At 67.9% G+C, this 18994-nt stretch carries 14 protein-coding genes; 10 read left to right on the top strand and 4 right to left on the bottom strand.

Annotated elements, in window-relative coordinates:
• Window positions 1-31: 31 nt before the first annotated feature.
• Window positions 32-2071, bottom strand: a complete 2040-nt coding sequence (locus LDJ84_RS30770) for an aminotransferase class I/II-fold pyridoxal phosphate-dependent enzyme (RefSeq protein ID WP_318784714.1) — start codon at window positions 2069-2071, stop codon at window positions 32-34.
• A 277-nt stretch (window positions 2072-2348) separates the two neighbouring features.
• Between LDJ84_RS30770 and arnB the strand changes: the two genes are divergently transcribed.
• Genes arnB through LDJ84_RS05360 form a run of 8 tightly spaced genes read left to right on the top strand, consistent with a single transcriptional unit; the run spans window position 2349 to window position 11234 of the window.
• Window positions 2349-3488 (top strand): UDP-4-amino-4-deoxy-L-arabinose aminotransferase, encoded by a 1140-nt coding sequence (arnB, locus tag LDJ84_RS05395; protein ID WP_065084835.1) that lies wholly within the window; start codon window positions 2349-2351, stop codon window positions 3486-3488.
• A gap of 7 nt (window positions 3489-3495) precedes the next feature.
• On the top strand, window positions 3496-4500 hold the full coding sequence (arnC, locus tag LDJ84_RS05390; RefSeq protein ID WP_226046047.1) for an undecaprenyl-phosphate 4-deoxy-4-formamido-L-arabinose transferase: 1005 nt from the start codon (window positions 3496-3498) through the stop codon (window positions 4498-4500).
• Window positions 4497-6518: a bifunctional UDP-4-amino-4-deoxy-L-arabinose formyltransferase/UDP-glucuronic acid oxidase ArnA gene (gene arnA, locus LDJ84_RS05385; RefSeq protein WP_024765617.1), complete on the top strand. Its 2022-nt coding sequence runs from the start codon at window positions 4497-4499 to the stop codon at window positions 6516-6518. The genes arnC and arnA overlap by 4 nt, the downstream gene beginning before the upstream one ends.
• Window positions 6515-7402 carry a 4-deoxy-4-formamido-L-arabinose-phosphoundecaprenol deformylase gene (arnD, locus tag LDJ84_RS05380; RefSeq protein WP_162484001.1) on the top strand — a complete coding sequence of 296 codons (888 nt, stop codon included), beginning with the start codon at window positions 6515-6517 and terminating at the stop codon, window positions 7400-7402. Before arnA ends, arnD begins: the two co-directional genes overlap by 4 nt.
• Complete coding sequence (gene arnT / locus LDJ84_RS05375) at window positions 7399-9045, top strand: lipid IV(A) 4-amino-4-deoxy-L-arabinosyltransferase (RefSeq protein WP_226046046.1); 1647 nt, start codon at window positions 7399-7401, stop codon at window positions 9043-9045. The genes arnD and arnT overlap by 4 nt, the downstream gene beginning before the upstream one ends.
• On the top strand, window positions 9042-9386 hold the full coding sequence (gene arnE / locus LDJ84_RS05370; RefSeq protein ID WP_024765620.1) for a 4-amino-4-deoxy-L-arabinose-phosphoundecaprenol flippase subunit ArnE: 345 nt from the start codon (window positions 9042-9044) through the stop codon (window positions 9384-9386). Before arnT ends, arnE begins: the two co-directional genes overlap by 4 nt.
• Before the next feature lie 59 nt (window positions 9387-9445).
• Window positions 9446-9811 (top strand): 4-amino-4-deoxy-L-arabinose-phosphoundecaprenol flippase subunit ArnF, encoded by a 366-nt coding sequence (gene arnF / locus LDJ84_RS05365; RefSeq protein WP_243779806.1) that lies wholly within the window; start codon window positions 9446-9448, stop codon window positions 9809-9811.
• Between the two features lie 40 nt (window positions 9812-9851).
• Complete coding sequence (locus tag LDJ84_RS05360) at window positions 9852-11234, top strand: UDP-glucose dehydrogenase family protein (RefSeq protein WP_193452706.1); 1383 nt, start codon at window positions 9852-9854, stop codon at window positions 11232-11234.
• A gap of 99 nt (window positions 11235-11333) precedes the next feature.
• Here LDJ84_RS05360 and LDJ84_RS05355 read toward each other — a convergent pair whose 3' ends face one another.
• Genes LDJ84_RS05355 through ptsP form a run of 3 tightly spaced genes read right to left on the bottom strand, consistent with a single transcriptional unit; the run spans window position 11334 to window position 16956 of the window.
• The gene (locus LDJ84_RS05355) at window positions 11334-13088 is read right to left on the bottom strand and encodes a PTS fructose-like transporter subunit IIB (RefSeq protein WP_084358225.1); all 1755 of its coding nucleotides are present in this window, start codon (window positions 13086-13088) and stop codon (window positions 11334-11336) included.
• Between the two features lie 26 nt (window positions 13089-13114).
• A complete protein-coding gene (gene pfkB, locus LDJ84_RS05350) occupies window positions 13115-14062 on the bottom strand; it encodes a 1-phosphofructokinase (protein WP_084358223.1) in 948 nt (315 codons plus the stop codon).
• Window positions 14062-16956, bottom strand: a complete 2895-nt coding sequence (ptsP, locus tag LDJ84_RS05345; protein ID WP_226046044.1) for a phosphoenolpyruvate--protein phosphotransferase — start codon at window positions 16954-16956, stop codon at window positions 14062-14064. Before ptsP ends, pfkB begins: the two co-directional genes overlap by 1 nt.
• A 203-nt stretch (window positions 16957-17159) precedes the next feature.
• Between ptsP and cra the strand changes: the two genes are divergently transcribed.
• Both cra and LDJ84_RS05335 read left to right on the top strand, forming a co-directional pair.
• On the top strand, window positions 17160-18152 hold the full coding sequence (cra, locus tag LDJ84_RS05340; protein WP_024765626.1) for a catabolite repressor/activator: 993 nt from the start codon (window positions 17160-17162) through the stop codon (window positions 18150-18152).
• A 4-nt stretch (window positions 18153-18156) separates the two neighbouring features.
• Window positions 18157-18936: a TatD family hydrolase gene (locus LDJ84_RS05335; RefSeq protein ID WP_226046043.1), complete on the top strand. Its 780-nt coding sequence runs from the start codon at window positions 18157-18159 to the stop codon at window positions 18934-18936.
• Window positions 18937-18994 lie beyond the last annotated feature (58 nt).

The raw sequence follows: 18994 nt of genomic DNA, 5'->3' as shown, positions 1-18994 counted from the left end.
GCTCATCGATGCGCCGACAACGCGGCATCGGTCAGCGATTCTGGTGCGCGTTGACGAACTGCCGGCAGCGTTCACTGCGCGGCCGCGAGAAGACTTCCTCGGCGGTGCCCTCTTCCTCGATCAGGCCCTTGTGCAGGAACGCCACATGGCTCGACACGTCGCGGGCGAAAGCCATCTCGTGGGTGACCAGGATCATGGTCCGCCCCTCCTCGGCCAGCGAGCGGATCACCCGCAGCACTTCGCCCACCAGCTCCGGGTCCAGCGCCGAGGTCGGTTCGTCGAACAGCATCACTTTCGGTCGCACGGCCAGCGCGCGGGCGATGGCCACGCGTTGCTGCTGGCCACCGGAAAGGAAGGCCGGGTATTCGTGGCGTTTCTCCGCCAGGCCGACACGTTCCAGCAACGCCTCGGCGCGCTCGCGGGCCTCGGCCCTGCTCTCGTGGAGGACGAAGGTCGGCGCCTCGATCAGGTTCTCCAGCACGGTGCGGTGCGGCCACAGGTTGAAGCTCTGGAACACCATGCCCAGCTGCGAGCGGATACGGGTGAGCTGCTTCTGGTCGGCCACCATCGGCTCGCCCTGGCGGCTCTGAGCCAGGCGGATGGTTTCACCGTTGACGGTGACCGAGCCCTGGTTGGGAATCTCCAGCATGTTGATGCAGCGCAGCAGGGTGCTCTTGCCCGAACCGCTGGCGCCGATCAGCGAGATCACCTCGCCCTCGCGGGCCGACAGCGACACGCCTTTGAGCACTTCGAAGTCGCCGAAGCGCTTGTGGATATCGCGGACTTCGATCACCGGTCTGGTCGCCGGCTGCGGCTGTTCTTGTAGGAGCGAGCTTGCTCGCGAACCGACCGCAGCGTCAGAAATATCAAGAGCGTTCGCGCCAACAGGTCCGGCAGTCGCGGGAAGGGATTCGACGAAGCGGATGATCCGCGCACAAGCCTCGGCCATGCTCTCGTCGCTCAGCCCGAACGACAGCCGCACGAAGCCTTGCGCCTGTGGGCCGAAGGCCGCTGCGTCGAGCACCGAGACGCCGGTCGCGTGGAACAGCTGCCAGGAAAAATCCAACGAGCTGAGCCCGGTATCACGCACATCGACCATGACGAACATGCCGGCTTCGGGCGACAGCACTTTCACCCGCGGACAATCGCTCAGCGCGGCGACCACCAGGTCGCGGCGGCGACGGTAGATCTCGCGCATCGCCGACACCACCTCGTCGTGGCGCTCCACCGCTGCGAGCGCGGCCTCCTGCACGAAGCCCGGCAGACCGTAGAACATGCTCAGCGCGAGGTTTTCCAGATGCCCGACCAGGGTCTCGTTGGCGACTATCCAGCCAGTGCGCCAGCCGGTCATGGCATGGGACTTCGACAGGCTGCCGATGCTCAGGGTGCGCTCGGCCATGCCCGGCAACGCGGCGAAGCTCTGGTGTTCGCGCTCGAAGGTCAGGCCCTCGTAGACCTCATCCACCACCACCCAGAGGTCGTGCGCCTGGGCCAGCTCGGCGATCGCCAGCAGTTCGTCGCGGCTGAGCACGACGCCGGTGGGGTTGCTCGGGTTGGCCAGGAAGATCGCCTTGGTGCGTGGGGTGATCGCCGCGGCGATATCGGCGGCCAGCGGGCGGAAGCCGTTTTCCGGCCGGGTCGGAACCCCGACCAGCACGGCGCCGGTGGCTTTCAGCGTGGCTTCGTAGGTGACGTAGACCGGGTCGAAGGTGATGACCTCGTCGCCTTTTTCCAACAGGCACATGGCGGCGGCGAACAGGCCGTTCTGCGCGCCGGCGACGACGATGATGTTCTCGGCGGCGACCTTTTGGCCGAATCGTCGCTCATGCAGTGCGGCGATCGCCTGGCGAAGTGCCGGGCGGCCAGCCACATCACTGTAGTGGGTGTCGCCGTCGCGCAAGGCGGAAACGGCGGCATCGGTGATGAAGTCCGGGGTTGCGAAATCGGGGTCGCCGACGCTGAGCACTATCACGTCGCGGCCGGCGCGTTGGGCGGCAATGGCGGCGTAGTGAATGTCCCAGGCGGCAACGCCGGGTCCGACCATCCTGTCCACAAGCGACGAATAACGCATGCAAGGGCCTCATCCGAATGACGGAATGTCCTGCAGAAGGGTCCGCAGGAGCGTTGGGCCACCATAGCCAAGGATGAACGAGTGTTCAACAGCGTTTTCCGACATCAGACATGTCGTTTTCAGACCGTTGACTCACCTCCCTCCCATCTTCGGGTGCTGCTTGTCGCATGTTCGACCGACGAACGGAATCACGACATCCACTTAACGGCTTCTTAACGATCATCCCCGTAGCGTTTACACATCTTGAAACAGAGCCGCTACGGCCTTGGAACACCACATGGAAATGCCCTTCCTCCCCTTCTCCCGTCCCAGCATCGGTGAAGAAGAGATCCAGGCAGTCAACGAAGTCCTGCGTTCGGGCTGGATCACCACCGGGCCGAAGAACCATGAACTGGAACAACGCTTCGCCGACTCCATCGGTTGCCGTCACGCGGTGGCCCTGTCGTCGGCTACCGGTGGCATGCACCTGGCGCTGCTGGCCCTGGGCATCGGCCCGGGCGACGAGGTGATCACCCCGTCGCAGACCTGGGTCTCCACCGTCAACATGATCAGCCTGCTGGGCGCCACGCCGGTGTTCGTCGATGTCGACCGTGACACCCTGATGACCGACGCCGCGCGCATCGAAGCCGCAATCACCCCGCGCACCCGCGCCATCATTCCGGTGCATTACGCCGGCGCGGCCTGCGACATGGACCCGATCAACGAGCTCGCCCTGCGCCACGGCATCCCGGTGATCGAGGACGCCGCCCACGCGGCCGGCACCTTCTATCGCGGCCGCCCGGTAGGCTCGCGCGGCACCGCGATCTTCTCCTTCCACGCGATCAAGAACCTCACCTGCGCCGAAGGCGCCATGTTCGTCACCGACGACGAGGCCCTGGCCAACCGCGTGCGCACCCTGAAGTTCCATGGCCTGGGCGTGGATGCCTACGACCGCCTGACCCACGGCCGCAAGCCACAGGCGCAAGTGGTGGAACCGGGCTTCAAGTACAACCTCACCGATATCAACGCCGCCATCGCCCTGGTGCAGTTGCCCAGGCTCGAAGCGATCAACGCCCGCCGCGCCGAACTGGCCGCCGGCTACGCCAGTCGCCTGGCGCACCTGCCGGTGCAACCGCTGGCGCTGCCGGACTACCCGCAGCACCACGCCTGGCACCTCTACGTCCTGCGCATCGACCAAGAGCGCTGCGGCATCGACCGCGACGCCTTCATGCAGGGCCTGCAGGAGCGCGGCATCGGCAGCGGCATCCACTTCATCGGCAGCCACTTGCACAGCTACTACCGCCAGCGCTACCCGGATGTGCACCTGCCCAACACCGAGTGGAACGCCTCGCGGATCGTCTCCATCCCGCTGTTCCCCGACATGACCCAGGCCGACCAGGACCGCGTGGTCGACGCCATCGAAACCCTGCTTCGGTAACGCCACCGTGAAAGCCTATCCGATCAACCGTGTGTCCATCGTCATCCCGGTGTACAACGAAGAGGCCAGCCTCCCCGAGCTGCTGCGCCGCACCACCGCCGCCTGCGAACAACTGGGCCGCGACTACGAGATCGTGCTGATCGACGACGGCAGCCGCGACAGCTCCGCCGACCTGCTGCAGGAAGCCGCCGAAGCGCCCGGCAGCCATGTGGTGGCGGTGATCCTCAACCGCAACTATGGCCAGCACGCGGCGATCATGGCCGGCTTCGAGCAATGCCAGGGCGACCTGGTGATCACCCTCGACGCCGACCTGCAGAACCCGCCGGAGGAAATCCCGCGCCTGGTCGAAGAAGCCGCCAAGGGCTACGACGTGGTCGGCAGCGTGCGCCAGCAACGCCAGGACTCGGCACTGCGTCGCTGGCCGTCGAAGCTGATCAACCTCGCCGTGCAGCGCTCCACCGGCGTGGCGATGAACGACTACGGCTGCATGCTGCGCGCTTATCGCGCCAGCATCGTCAAGGCGATGCTCGCCTGCCGCGAACGCAGCACCTTCATCCCGATCCTGGCCAACAGCTTCGCCCGCCATACCAGCGAGATCCTCGTTGCCCACGCCGAGCGCGAGCACGGCGAGTCGAAGTACGACTTCCTGCGCCTGATCAACCTGATGTTCGACCTGGTCACCTGCATGACCATCTCGCCGCTGCGCCTGCTGTCCTTCGTCGGCGGCGGCATGGCGGTGGCCGGCTTCGCCTTCGCCCTGATGCTGCTGGTGCTGCGCCTGCTGTTCGGCGCCGCCTGGGCCGGCCACGGCGTGTTCGTGCTGTTCGCCGTGCTGTTCATGTTCACCGGCGTGCAGCTGGTCGGCATGGGCCTGCTCGGCGAGTACCTGGGCCGCATGTACAACGACGTGCGCGCCCGCCCCCGCTTCTTCATCGAGCGCATCGTTCGCGTCGATGCACCGCGCGCCCAGATCACTACTTCTTCCCCTTCTTTCGAGTCCATCCAGCCATGACCCAGCAGACCATCGTCTTTGCCTACCACGACTTCGGCTGCGCCGGCATCGAAGCGCTGCTCGCCGCCGGTTACCAGATCGACGCCGTGTTCACCCATGCCGACGATCCCAAGGAAAACCGCTTCTACGGCTCGGTAGCGCAGCTCTGCGCGCGCCTGGGCATCCCGGTGCACGCGCCCGAAGACGTCAACCACCCGCTGTGGGTTGCGCGCATCCGCGAACTGCAGCCGCAGTACATCTTCTCCTTCTACTACCGCCACCTGCTCAGCGAAGAGCTGCTGGCCTGCGCCGCCAAGGGCGCCTACAACCTGCATGGTTCGCTGCTGCCGCGCTACCGTGGCCGCGCCCCGGCCAACTGGGTGCTGGTCAACGGCGAAAGCGAGACCGGCGTGACCCTGCACCGCATGGTCAAGCGCGCCGACGCCGGCGGCATCCTCGCCCAGCAGAGCGTCGCCATCGGCCCGGACGACACCGCACTGGTGCTGCACGGCAAGCTGCGCGAAGCCACCCGCGAGCTGCTCGCCACTGCCCTGCCCCGCCTGGCTCGGGGTGAACTGCAGGAAGTCGCCCAGGACGAATCCCGCGCCAGCTACTTCGGTCGCCGCACCCCGGCGGACGGCCAGCTCGACTGGAAGCGCCCTGCCAGCGAACTGCACAACCTGGTCCGCGCCGTGACCCAGCCGTACCCCGGCGCCTTCGCCCCGGTGGGCGATCGCAAGCTGATCGTCTGGAGCTCGCGCGTGGTCGCCGGCAACAACGGCCTGCCGGCCGGCTCGGTCCTGTCGGTCGACCCGCTGCGCATCGCCTGCGGTGCTGACTCGCTGGAAATCCTCTCCGGCCAGCAGGGCGACAGCGGCCTGTTCCTCGCCGGCCCGCAGCTGGCCCGCGAAATGGGCCTGGTGGACGGCTCGCGCCTGCACGGCGCCAGCGGCAAACCCAAGCGCAAGACCCGCGTACTGATCCTCGGCGTCAATGGCTTCATCGGCAACCACCTCTCCGAGCGCCTGCTGCGCGACGGCAACTACGAGGTCTACGGCCTGGACATCGGCTCCGACGCCATCGAGCGCCTGAAAGGCAACCCGGACTTCCACTTCGTCGAAGGCGACATCAGCATCCACACCGAGTGGATCGAGTACCACATCAAGAAGTGCGACGTGGTCCTGCCGCTGGTGGCCATCGCCACGCCCATCGAATACACCCGCAACCCGCTGCGCGTGTTCGAGCTGGACTTCGAGGAAAACCTCAAGCTGGTCCGCTACTGCGTGAAGTACAACAAGCGCGTGATCTTCCCGTCCACCTCCGAGGTGTACGGCATGTGCACCGACGCCAACTTCGACGAAGACAAGTCGAACCTGATCGTCGGCCCGATCAACAAGCAGCGCTGGATCTACTCGGTCTCCAAGCAGTTGCTCGACCGCGTTATCTGGGCCTACGGCCAGAAGGGCCTGAAGTTCACCCTGTTCCGTCCGTTCAACTGGATGGGCCCGCGCCTGGACCGCCTGGACTCGGCGCGCATCGGCAGTTCCCGCGCCATCACCCAGCTGATCCTGCACCTGGTGGAAGGCACGCCGATCCGCCTGGTCGACGGCGGCGAGCAGAAGCGCTGCTTCACCGACGTGGATGACGGCATCGAGGCGCTGGCGCGGATCATCGACAACGAAGGCAGCCGCTGCGACGGGCAGATCGTCAATATCGGCAACCCGGACAACGAAGCCAGCATCCGCCAACTGGGCGAAGAGCTGCTGCGTCAGTTCGAGGCGCACCCGCTGCGCGACCAGTTCCCGCCCTTCGCCGGCTTCCGCGAAGTGGAAAGCCGCAGCTTCTACGGCGACGGCTACCAGGACGTGTCGCACCGCAAGCCGAGCATCGAGAACGCCCGTCGCCTGCTGAACTGGCAGCCGAGCGTGGAGCTCTCCGCCACCATCGGCAAGACCCTGGACTTCTTCCTCCGCGAAGCCCTGGCCGAACGTGCCGGTGGGGTGCCCCACGCCTTCCCGCTGCAGAAAAGCATCGCCTGATGAGAGCGGGACTGCGCATCGACGTCGATACCTACCGCGGCACCCGTGACGGTGTGCCGCGGCTGCTGGACATGCTCGACGAGGCCGAGGTGAAGGCGACCTTCTTCTTCAGCGTCGGCCCAGACAACATGGGGCGCCACCTGTGGCGCCTGATCCGCCCGCAGTTCCTGTGGAAAATGCTGCGCTCCAACGCCGCCGGCCTGTATGGCTGGGACATCCTGCTGGCCGGCACCGCCTGGCCGGGCAAGCCGATCGGCCGCGACCTGGGCCACCTGATGCGGCGCGCCCAGGACGCCGGCCATGAAGTCGGCCTGCATGCGTGGGACCACCACGGCTGGCAGGCCAACGCCGGCCGCTGGAGCACCGAGCAGCTCGAACAACAGATCCGCCGTGGCGTCGACACTCTTGCCGACATCCTCGGCAACCCGGTGGAGTGCTCGGCGGTGGCCGGCTGGCGCGCCGACGAACGCACCGTGGAAGCCAAGGAGCGCTTCGGCTTTCGCTACAACAGCGATTGCCGCGGCCGCTCGCTGTTCCGCCCGCGCCTGGCCGACGGTCGCGCCGGCACCCCGCAGATCCCGGTGGACATGCCCACCTTCGACGAGGTCGTCGGTCCACAGGTGGCGCCGTCCGCCTTCAATGACTACATCCTTTCCCGTTTCGACATGGACGCCTTGAACGTGTACACCATTCACGCCGAGGTCGAGGGCATTCTCATGGCCCACGACTTCCGCCGCTTGCTGGCCCAGGCACGGGCCGGCGGCATCCGCTTCGTCCCGCTGGGCCGGCTGCTGCCGGACGACCCGACCACCCTGCCCGTCGCCAGCCTGGTGCGCGGCGAACTGGCTGGCCGCGAAGGCTGGCTGGGGGTGCAGCACGCATGAAACGCCTGGCCTACCCGACGCTGCTCGCCGCCTTCGTCCTGTGCATCCTGCTGCCGATGGCTTTCCACGGCCTGTGGATCCCGGACGAGTCGCGCAACGCGCAGATCAGCCAGGCCATGCTGCAGAGCGGCGACTGGGTGTCCCCGCACCTGCTGGGCCTGCGCTACTTCGAGAAGCCTACCGGCGGCTACTGGCTGATCGCAGCCAGCCAGGCCGTGTTCGGGCAGAACCTGTTCGGCGTGCGCTTTGCCTCCGCACTGGTCACCGCGCTGAGCACCCTGCTGGTGATCCTGGTCGCCCGCCGCCTGTGGAACGACCCGCGCCGCACCTGGGCCGCCGGTCTGCTTTACCTGAGCTGCGGGTTGATCGCGGGGCAGGCCGGCTACGCCAACCTCGACCCACAGTTCACCTTCTGCGTGAACCTCAGCCTCGGTGCCCTGTGGTTCGCTTTCGATGCCAGCACCCCGCGCGGGCGCCTGGCTGCCTGGAGCCTGCTGGGTGCCGCCTGCGCCTTCGGCTTCATGACCAAGGGCTTCCTCGCCTTCCTGTTGCCGGTGATCGTCGGCCTGCCCTACGCCGTGCTGCAGAAGCGCCTGGGCGAACTGCTGCGCTACGGCCCGCTGGCGGTGCTGGTGGCCGCGCTGGTCTGCGCGCCCTGGGTACTGCTGATCCACGCCCGCGAGCCGGACTTCTGGGACTTCTTCTTCTGGCACGAACACATCCGCCGCTTCGCCGGTGACGACGCCCAGCACGGCCGTCCATTCTGGTTCTTCGTCCCGCTGCTGTTCGCCAGCGCACTGCCCTGGGCGGTGCTGGTCTTCCCTGCGCTGCGTAACGCAATCCAGGGCTGGCGCGACTCGAAGCTGCTATTCCTGCTGCTGTGGTTCGTCATGCCCTTCCTGTTCTTCAGCCTGGCCAAGGGCAAGCTGCCGACCTACATCATGCCCTGCTTCGCCCCGCTAGCCCTGCTGATGGCCGATGCCCTCGGCCGCGCGCTGCAGCAGCACCGGCAAGTCGCCCTGAAGTTCAACGGCGCGCTCAATCTTCTGCTGGGTAGCAGTGCGCTGGCCGGGCTGCTGTTCATGCAGGCACGGCACCCGCAGTACCACGACGAACTGCCCAGCGTGCTGATGGTTGCCCTGGTGTGCACCGCCTGGCTGCTCGCCGGCCTGCTGCAACTGCTGCGCCCCGCTCGCTTCTGGGCGGCGCCGGCCTTCGCGGCCTGGCTGCTGGTGGCCCTGGTGCCCAACGCGATGCCGAACAAGATGGTCAACAGCAAGATGCCCGACCAGTTCATCGCCGAGCACCTGGACCAGCTCAAGGACGCCCGCAGCCTGCTGAGCAACGACCTGGGCGCCGCCACCGCGCTCGCCTGGCGCACCCGGCGCAGCGACATCACGCTGTTCAACACCGAAGGCGAGCTGAAGTTCGGCCTCGGCTACCCCGAAGGCCAGGGCCGCAGCATCCCGCCCGAGGGCATCCACGCGTGGATCGACCGGACCCGCGCCGAGGGCTCCATCGGCGTGATCATGCGGGTCAACAGCGCCAGCGACGAAGCGGAACTGGCCATGCTGCCCAGCGACGCCATCAGCTACCGGCAGAACCACCTGGTGGTCCTGCTGATTCCGCAGGCCGCACCATGACTGCCCTGCTGCTGGCGGGCGTCTGCCTGCTTACCTGCCTGGGCCAGCTGGCGCAGAAGTTCGCCGTGGAAAGCTGGCGCGATGCGCCCTCGAGCCTGACGGCGAAGCTCTTCTCGCCCTGGCTGATCCTGGCCGTCGCCTGCCTGGGCGCCGGCCTGCTGCTCTGGCTGCTGGTCCTGCAACGCCTGGAAGTCGGCGTCGCCTACCCGATGTTGAGCCTGAACTTCGTGCTGGTGACGCTACTGGCGAGCCGCCTGTTCGGCGAACGCATCGACGGCCGCCACTGGTTCGGCGTGGCCCTGATCGTCGGCGGCGTCGCCCTGCTGGGGATGCACTCGTGAAGCGCGGCATCGCTTTCGCCCTGGGCAGCGTGCTGCTGGTGAGCAGTGCACAGCTGGGCATGCGCTGGAGCATGTCGCGGCTGCCCTCGCACTGGCCGTTCGACCCGGCGCAACTCGACATCGCCGCACTTCTGGTGCTGGCCGGGGCGGTGCTCGCCTACGCGCTGTCGATGCTCTGCTGGCTGCTTGCCCTGAAACACCTGCCGCTGAGCCGCGCCTACTCGCTGCTGAGCCTGAGCTACGCCCTCGTCTATCTCGGCGCCGCCGTGCTGCCGGGCCTCGGCGAGCCGCTGAGCCTGCCGCGCACCCTGGGCGTAGCCCTGGTGATCGCCGGCGTGATCGCGATCAACGCGCCACGCCGACCTGACAGAACAACCGTCATCAAACCCAGCGACGCTCGCTCCGAGCACGCGCAGTTCGACTGACCTCAATCCCGCTTCAAGTCCCTTTTCGGGAGAGCAGACCATGAAAATCAGCGTATTCGGAATCGGTTATGTAGGCCTGGTGCAGGCCGCGGTCATGGCCGAAGTGGGCCACGACGTCCTGTGCATGGACATCGACGAGGACAAGATCGCCAAGCTCAAGCGCGGCCAGATCAGCATCTTCGAACCGGGCCTGGCCGAGCTGGTGAGGGACAACCTGGAAGCCGGACGCCTGCGCTTCACCAGCGACGTCGCCGAGACAGCCGCCCATGGCCGCGTGCAGTTCATCGCCGTCGGCACCCCGCCGCTGCCCGATGGCTCGGCCGACCTGCGTGCCGTGCTGGCCGTGGCCGAAGGCATCGCCCGTCACCGCACCCAGCCGGTGATCATCGTCGAGAAATCCACCGTGCCGGTGGGCACCGGTGACCGCGTGAAGGCCAAGGTGCTCGCGGTGCTCGCCGAGGAAGGCCGCAGCCTGGACTTCGAGATCGTCTCCAACCCCGAGTTCCTCAAGGAAGGCTCGGCGCTGGCCGACTGCCGCAAACCCGACCGCATCGTCATCGGCTGCGAAAGCCCCGAGGTGCTGGACGTGATGCGCGAGATCTACGAGCCGTTCAATCGCAACCACGACCGCATCCTGACCATGAACCTGCGCAGCGCGGAGCTGACCAAGTACGCCGCCAACTGCATGCTCGCCACCAAGATCAGCTTCATCAACCAGATCGCCGAGCTGGCCGAGCACCTGGGCGCCGACATCGAAGCCGTGCGCCAGGGCATGGGCGCCGACCCGCGCATCGGCTACCACTTCATCTATCCCGGCTGCGGCTATGGCGGCTCGTGCTTCCCCAAGGACGTCCAGGCGCTGATCCAGAGTGCCGAGGAAGCCCACTGCTCCAGCGACCTGCTGCGCGCCGTGGAAGCGGTCAACCAGCGGCAGAAGAGCAAGCTGTTCGAACGCATCCACAGCTACTACGGCGGCAAGCTCAAGGGGCGCACCTTCGCGCTCTGGGGCCTGTCGTTCAAGCCCAACACCGACGACATGCGCGACGCCCCCAGCCGCACCCTGATGGAAGCCCTGTGGGCTGCCGGCGCCAAGGTCCGCGCCTTCGACCCCGAGGCCATGCCCGAGGCGCAGCGCCTGTACGGCCACGATGAACGCCTGACCCTGATGGGCACCCCGGAAGCCACCCTCGGCGGCGCCGATGCCCTGGTGATCTGCACCGAGTGGCGGCAGTTCAAGGCGCCGGACTTCGAGCTGGTGGCCAGCCGCCTGAAGTCCCCGCTGATCTTCGACGGCCGCAACCTGTTCGACCCCGAGCGCGTGGCGCGCTACGGCTTCGAATACTTCCCCATGGGCCGCGGCGACTCGCACCGCCTGCCGGTGCCGGCGCAGGTCGTCGAACAACGCACGCGGCGCACGGCCTGAAGAGCATTCGCGAGCAGGCTCGTTCCTACACGAGGGACACGGCTCTTCGTAGGAGCGAGCTTGCTCGCGAACCCACCCACGCCGACCAGGCCAGGATGCTCAACCCCGCCCCGGCGCTTGCTCGCCCATCACCATCATCGGCGCTGCCTCACTGCGCTTGAGCAGCGCATAGAGCACCCCGGTCACCACGCTGCCGATGGCAATCGCCAGCAGGTAAAGCAGCGCGTGGTTCATCGCGTTGGGGATCAGCAGCACGAACAGCCCGCCATGGGGCGCCAGCAGCTTGCAGCCGAACAGCATCGACAGCGCGCCGGTCAGCGCACCTCCGGCGATACTTGCCGGGATCACCCGCAGCGGGTCCTTGGCCGCGAAGGGAATCGCGCCCTCGGAGATGAAGCACAACCCCAGTACCAGCGCGGCCTTGCCGGCCTCGCGCTCGCTCTGGGCAAACTTGCGCCGCGCCAGCAGCGTGGCGATGCCCATGCCGATCGGCGGGACCATGCCACCGGCCATCACCGCCGCCATCGGCGCGTAGCTCTGCGAGGCGAGCAGGCCGACCGAGAAGGCGTACGCGGCCTTGTTGATCGGCCCGCCCAGGTCCACGCACATCATCCCGCCCAGCAACAGGCCGAGCAGGATGGCGTTGGTGGTACCCATGCCGGCGAGGAAATCGGTCAGCGCGCTCATCATCGCCGCCACCGGCGAACCCACCACGTAGATCATCACCAGCCCGGTGAACAGGCTGGCCAGCAGCGGGATGATCAGGATCGGCTTGAGCGCCGCGACACTGGCCGGTAGCGGAACCCACTGGGCAATCGCGCGCGCCGAATAGCCGGCGAGCAAACCGGCGACGATGCCGCCAAGGAAGCCCGCCCCCAGCGTGCTCGCCAACAGCCCGCCGATCATCCCCGGCGCCAGCCCGGGGCGGTCGGCGATGGACCAGGCGATGTAACCGGCGAGCATCGGCACCATCAGCTTGAACGCCGCATCGCCGCCGATCTGCATCAGCGCCGCCGCCAGGGTGCCCTGTTGCTTGAACGCCTCGATGCCGAAGACGAAGGACAAGGCGATCAGCAGCCCGCCGGCCACCACCATCGGCAGCATGAAGGACACGCCGGTGAGCAAGTGCTTGTAGACGCCGCGCGCTTCGTTCTTCGTCGGTGCCGCACTGTTGCCGGCGGACGCGGCGGACTCCGTCGTCGCCTCCTGCAGCGCGCGCTCGATGGTCGCCTGGGGCTGCTTCAACGCCACACCCGTGCCGCAACGGAAAATGCGCTTGCCGGCGAAACGTTCGGGATTGACCTCGATGTCCGCCGCCAGCAGGACCACGTCCGCAGCAGCGATTTCTTCCGCACTCAGCGGATTGCGCGCGCCCACCGAGCCCTGGGTTTCCACCCGCAGCTCGACGCCCATCTGCTGCGCCGCCTGCTGCAGCGCCTCGGCGGCCATGAAGGTGTGCGCCACGCCGGTCGGGCAGGCAGTCACCGCTACGACCTTCGCCACGCGTCCCGTTGCGGCAGGCACTGGCGAGGCCTCGCCCGGCTGCCAGACGGGAGCCTCTGCCGCCGCGCGCTGGAGGAAACCGGCCGGGTCGGCCAAGGCCTCGGCCGGGCGCGCCTGCACCAGGCGCTTGCCGGCGAAGCGCGAGAGATCCAGCGGCTGCGCGCTGACCACCAGCACCCAGTCGGCCGCGGCAATCTGTCCTTCGCTCAACTGGCGTTCCGGATGCTGCGGGTCGCGTTGCTCGACACACACCGACCAGCCCAGGCGCCCGGCCGCCGCCCGCAGCAGGCGGGCGCTGAGCACGCTGGAAATCTGGCCGTTGGGGCAGGCCGTGATCAGGGCAAGGTTCATCGTCATACCTCTTGTTGTTCTATCGCTCAGGGCTGGCACGGGGCCAACGCCTGAACCTGCACCGCGTCCTCGATGCGCTTGAGCCGCTGCGCGTCGCCGATGCCGAACTGGATCTGGGTGACCGCCAGTGCCGCCACCGCCGTGGCCTGGCGCAGCACACGCTCGGGCGGCCAACCGGCGAGCAAGCCATGGACCATGCCGGCCAGCAGGGAATCGCCGGCGCCCACCGTGCTGGCGACTTCCACCCTGGGCGGCACCGCTTGCCAGACACCCTGCGGACCGAACCAGCGCACGCCCTCGGCGCCCTGGGAAAGCACCACCTGCTCGATACCGCGCGCACGCAATGATTCGACCTGCGCGCCCAACTCATCAGCACTGCCAGCGGGTTTTCCGCAGGCATCGGCCAGCTCCTGGTCGTTGGGTTTGATCAGCCAGGGTGCGGCGTCCACCCCGGCGCGCAGCGCGGCACCGCTGCAATCGAAGGCGACTTTCAGGCCATGGCCCTGCAGGCGCAGCAACAGCTCGCGCAACCACTGCGGATCGACGCCGCGCGGCAGGCTGCCGGCGACCACGGCCATGTCGAAATCGGCGGCGATCAGGTCGAGGCGGTCGAGCAGCGCATCCTGCTGGGCGCCACTGACTGTCGGGCCCGGACCGTTGATATCGGTGATCCGCCCGGTGCCTTCGGCGATCTTGATATTCCGCCGCGTTTCGCCCGGCACGCGGACAAAGGCATCGACGAAACCACGACGACGGAACAACGCCTCGAAGGGCAACGCATTGTCCGCACCGAGGAAGCCGGCAACGGTCAGCGAATGTCCCAGGTCGGCCAGCACCTGGGCAACGTTGAGGCCCTTGCCGGCGGCCTGGCTGAGTGCCGACTCGCTGCGGTTCACCTCGCCGGGCGCAAGCGTCGGCAGGCGCACGGTTAGGTCCAGCGCAGGGTTCAGGGTCAGCGTGAGAATACGGGCCATCAGTGCACCTCCGGCAGCGCCAGGGCGACGCTCTGGCGCACGTCCGCTGCCGAGCACAGGGCCAATGCGGCGCGAGCCAGCTCGCGGGATGTCGGCAGGTCCAGCTCGCGCACCCGCGCCTTGACCAGCGGGATGCTGCGCGCCGAAACGCTCAGTTCGTCCACTCCCAGCCCGACCAGCAAGGGCACCGCCAGCGGGTCGGCGGCCAGCTCGCCGCACACGCCCACCCACTTGCCGTGGGCATGGGCGGCGCGCACGGTCATGTCGATCAGTTGCAGCACCGCCGGGTGCAGGCCATCGGCCTGGGCGGACAGACTCGGATGGCCACGGTCGATGGCCAGGGCGTACTGGGTCAGGTCGTTGGTACCGACGCTGAAGAAATCCACCTCGCGCGCCAGTACCTGTGCCAGCAGCGCGGCGGAAGGCACCTCGACCATGATGCCCAGTTGCAGGTCATGCTGACCGCCCAGTTCCGCGCAGATTTCGTGGGTCAGGTCGCGCGCCTGCCGCCACTCCTCCACCTGGCCGACCATGGGGAACATGATGCGCAGCGGGCGGCCGGCAGCCGCACTCAGCAACGCTCGCAGCTGGGTGCGGAAAATCTGCGGGCGTTGCAGCGTCAGGCGCACGCCACGAATGCCCAGGTAGGGGTTGGTTTCCTCGGCGATCGGCCAGTACGGCAGCGGCTTGTCGCCGCCCACATCGAGGGTGCGCGCCACCAGCGGACGGCCTTCGAGAGCATCGAGCACACGGCGGTACTCGATCTCCTGGGTTGCCTGGTCGGGCGCCTGGGGGTTGTCCATGAAGACGAACTCGGTACGCAGCAGACCCACGCCCTCCGCGCCCAGCTCCACGGCTTTCGCCGCGCCGGCGGTGTCGCCAAGGTTGGCGCAGACTTCCACGGCATGGCCATCGCGAGTCACCGCCGGCTCATGGCGGCGCGCCTCGGCCTGCGTGGCGCGACGCTGGCGCAGGTCGCGCTGGGTTTCGGCGGCGTGCAACGCTTGCACATCGGGGGCAACCGTCATCTGGCCTTTCTCGCCATCCAGCAGCAACGCCGTGCCGGACTCCAGCGCCAGCACGCTTTCCCCGGCGCCCACCAGCGCGGGAATACCCAGCGCGCGGGCGATGATCGCGCTGTGCGAAGTGGCGCCACCGCGCGCCGTGACGATACCCGCCACGCGTTCCGGATCGAGCCGTGCCACGTCCGAGGGGCCGACTTCGTCCATCACCAGGATGTAGGGCTCGCTCGGCTCCAGCGCACTCTCGACGCCGCACAGGCGCGCCAGCACGCGCCGGCCGACGTCGCGCAGGTCCGCCGCGCGCTCAGCCAGCAGCGCATCGCGCAGGGCCTCCTGCTCACCGGCCACACGCTCGATCACCTGGCTCCAGGCCGCTTCGGCGCTGGCGCCTTCGGCCAGGCGCGCCTGCACCTCATCGAGCAACTCGGGGTCGTCCAGCAGTGCCTGGTGAGTGACGAAGATGTCGCGAATTTCCTTGACCTGGCTGCGCCCCACCAGCGCTCCGATTTCCCCGCTGATGGCCATCCGCGCCTCATCGAGGCGCTGGCGCTCGACGTCCGCCGACTCGCCGCGCACGGCGAACTCGAAGGCACGAGCGACCTGCACGTACGCAGGGCCGTGGGCAATGCCCGGCGATGCGGCAATGGCCTGCAACTGCGCGCCCGCTTCGGGAGCCCGCACGGCCTGCAATTCCTGCTCGTCCTGTTGCACGCTGTCGACGACCAGCTCCTGGGTTTCCGGCAGCGGCTCGACTTCCTCGCCCAGGCCCTGCTCCACGGCCGCGCGAACGGCAGCCAGTGCGGCCTCGGCGATTTCCGGCTCGGCGAAGAACTCCAGCACCTGCCCACGCCGCGCGCCAAGGGTGAGCAGTTTGCTCAGGCTGCGGATGGAAACCGGGGCGCTGTCGCCCTCGGCGATGCGCACGCGAATTTCGCCGCTGTAGTCCCGCGCCAGCAGCATCAGCACCTGCGCCGGGCGCGCATGCAGGCCATGCGGGTTGGCCAGCGGCACACGGATGCTCGGCCAATCCACCGGCAATTCACCGCCCAGGGCTTCCAGCACCGCACGTACGGAGGTGGCGCTGGCCAGCTCGCCGGCACGGCCATCCACCAGCAGGTCGCATAGGCGCGCGAACACCGCCTCGTGCGCGTCGTCCTGGCGAGCCAGGCAGAACAGGCCACGCACCGGCTGGCCGGCGTGGCTCAGCTCGCGCGCGGGGGTAACGAAGACGAGGCCCGGACGAGTGACGCATTGCTCGCTGTCCTGCCACCAGAGCCCCGCGCCCAAGGGCAAGGCCTCCTGGTCATGCAGCGCGGCAGCGAAGCCGGGAACCACGCAGCCGGCCTTCTTCAAACGCCGCGCACCGACCAGCGCCAGTTCGTCGAAGTCTTCGGCAGCGACGCCAAGCCCTACCAGATGCTCGTCGAACAGCAACGGCTGAGGCGCGCCACCTTGCAGCAGCTGCAGCAGGTCCTCGGGTTTTTCCGCTGCGCGCAAGGCCGGGCCTACTTCGCCGTCGCCCAGCGCACGGGTAAGCAGTTGCAGCAGGCGCAGGTGCTCATCGGACTTGGCCGCAATGGCGATGGCCAGGTGCACGGTCTGCCCGTCGCCCCAGGCCACCCCCTCGGGGAAGTGCATCAGGCGTACGCCGGTGCGCTGCACCAGGTGGCGCGTTTCCGGCGTGCCGTGGGGAATGGCGATGCCCTGCCCGAGATAGGTGGAGCCTTGCGCTTCACGGGCCTGAAGACCCGCCAGGTAGCCTTCGGCAACCAGGCCATCGTCTTCGAGGGCAGAGCCAAGCATGGCCAGGGCGGCCTGCTTGTCGGCAGCGCGCTGGCCCATGCGGACCTGCTGCGCGTTGAATTCGAGCATCGCGTTCTCCTCACCGGCGTTCGCGCGTGCCGGCGCTGGGGCGGTTATCCGCTTGTACGGTGATCAGCTTAGAGGCTGCGGCGCAGGAACAGGGTTCAGGCAATACTGCGCGCGCAATGCTGAATCGTTTCACCTATTGAGACTGGAACGTTACTCGATAATGCGTGATCCTTGAAGCCCCCAATTGTCGGCAGCATCCCGCGTTGAAACTCAGTGATATCGCCCGCCTGGCCGGTGTTTCGGTCACCACCGCCAGCTATGTGATCAATGGCAAGGCCGTGCAGCGGCGCATCAGCGCCGCCACGGTGGAGCGCGTGCGCGCGGTGATCGAGGAGCATGGCTACCACCCGGACCAGCAGGCGGCCAGCCTGCGGCGCGGGCAGACCCGCACCCTGGGCTTCGTCCTGCCGGACCTGGAGAACCCCAGCTACGCCAAGCTCGCCAAGCTGCTGGAGCAAGGTGCCCGGGCGCGCGGCTACCAGTTGCTGATCGCCTGTTCCGACGACGAACCGGACACCGAGCGCCAGGTGCTCAACCTGTTCCGCGCGCGCCGCTGCGACGCGCTGATCGTCGCCAGTTGCCTGCCCGTCGGCGACGAAAGCCACGCCCGCCTGCAGGCTGACGGCGTGCCGATCATCGCGGTGGATCGCCAGCTCGACCCGCAGCGCTTCTGCTCGGTGGTCAGCGACGACCGCGACGCCAGCCAGCGCCTCACCGCCAGCTTGCTAAAACCCGCGCCGCTCAGCATCGCCCTGCTTGGCGCGCGGCCGGAGCTGATCATTTCCCAGGAACGCGCCGCCGGTTTCCGCAGCGCCCTGCGCGACTACCAGGGCCAGGTGCTGGTCGAGCACGGCGAGACCTTCAGTCGCCCCTGCGGCCGGCGCCTGATGGAGGAGTTGCTGGCCGGCCAGGGGCAGTTGCCCGACGCGCTGATCACCACCTCCTACGTGCTGCTCGAAGGCGTGTTCGACGTGCTCCAGGCGCTGCCCAGCGGCTGGCCGGCGAACCTGCGCATTGCCACCTTCGGCGATACCCAGTTGCTGGACTTCGTTCCGCTGAAGGTCAACGCGATTTCCCAGCAGCACGCGCTGATCGCCGAGCGCGCGCTGGACCTCGCGCTGGCCGCCATCGAACAGAACAGCTACACGCCCGGCGTGCACCCGATCCCGCGCAACCTCAAGCTGCGCACGGAGTGAACCGATGCGCCTGATCGACACCCACAACCACCTCGACTGCCCGGACTTCGAGCAGGACCGCGCCGCCGTGCTGCAACGCAGCCGCGAGCGGGGCGTGGAACGACAGGTGCTGCTGGGAGTGTTCCGCGAGAACTGGGAGGACGTCTGGGCGCTGGTGGACAGCGAGCCGGACCTCTACGCCGCCCTGGGCCTGCACCCGATCTATCTGGCGCGGCACAAGCCGGAACACCTCGCTGCGCTGCGCGAGTGGCTACAGCGTCTCGCCGGCCACCCGAAGCTCTGCGCGGTGGGCGAGATCGGCCTGGACTATTACCTGGAAGAACTCGACCGCGAGGGCCAGCAGGCCATCTTCGAGGAGCAGTTGCGCATTGCCATCGACTTCGAGCTGCCGGTGCTGCTGCACGTGCGTCGCGCCCATGCGGCGATGATCGCCACGCTCAAGCGCTACAAGCCCCAGCGCCAGGGCATCGTCCACGCCTTCGCCGGCAGCCGCGAAGAGGCTCGCGAATACCTCAAGCTGGGTTTCCGCCTGGGCCTGGGCGGCGCGCCAACCTGGCCGCAGGCCAACCGCCTGCGCAAGGTGGTGCCGGAGATTCCGCTGGAGTCCATCGTGCTGGAGACCGACTCGCCGGACATGGAGCCGTCGATGTACCCCGGCGTACGCAACAGCCCGGAACATCTGCCGGAGATCTGCGTGGCACTGGCGGAGTTGAAGGGCATCAGCCCGGAAGAGCTGGCCAGCGCCAGCACGCGCAATGCGATGGAGTTGTTCGGCTGGAGTTGAGCGGTTGCCCTTCGTAGGAGCGAGGGGGACGCCCAGTTCTTGCTCGCGCACCGCGCGA

The organism is Pseudomonas sp. HS-18, from assembly GCF_020401845.1.
Taxonomy (GTDB): Bacteria; Pseudomonadota; Gammaproteobacteria; order Pseudomonadales; family Pseudomonadaceae; genus Pseudomonas; species Pseudomonas nitroreducens.
Note: the sequence above shows the minus strand (reverse complement) of the source record. Positions and strands in the feature narration are given on the sequence as shown.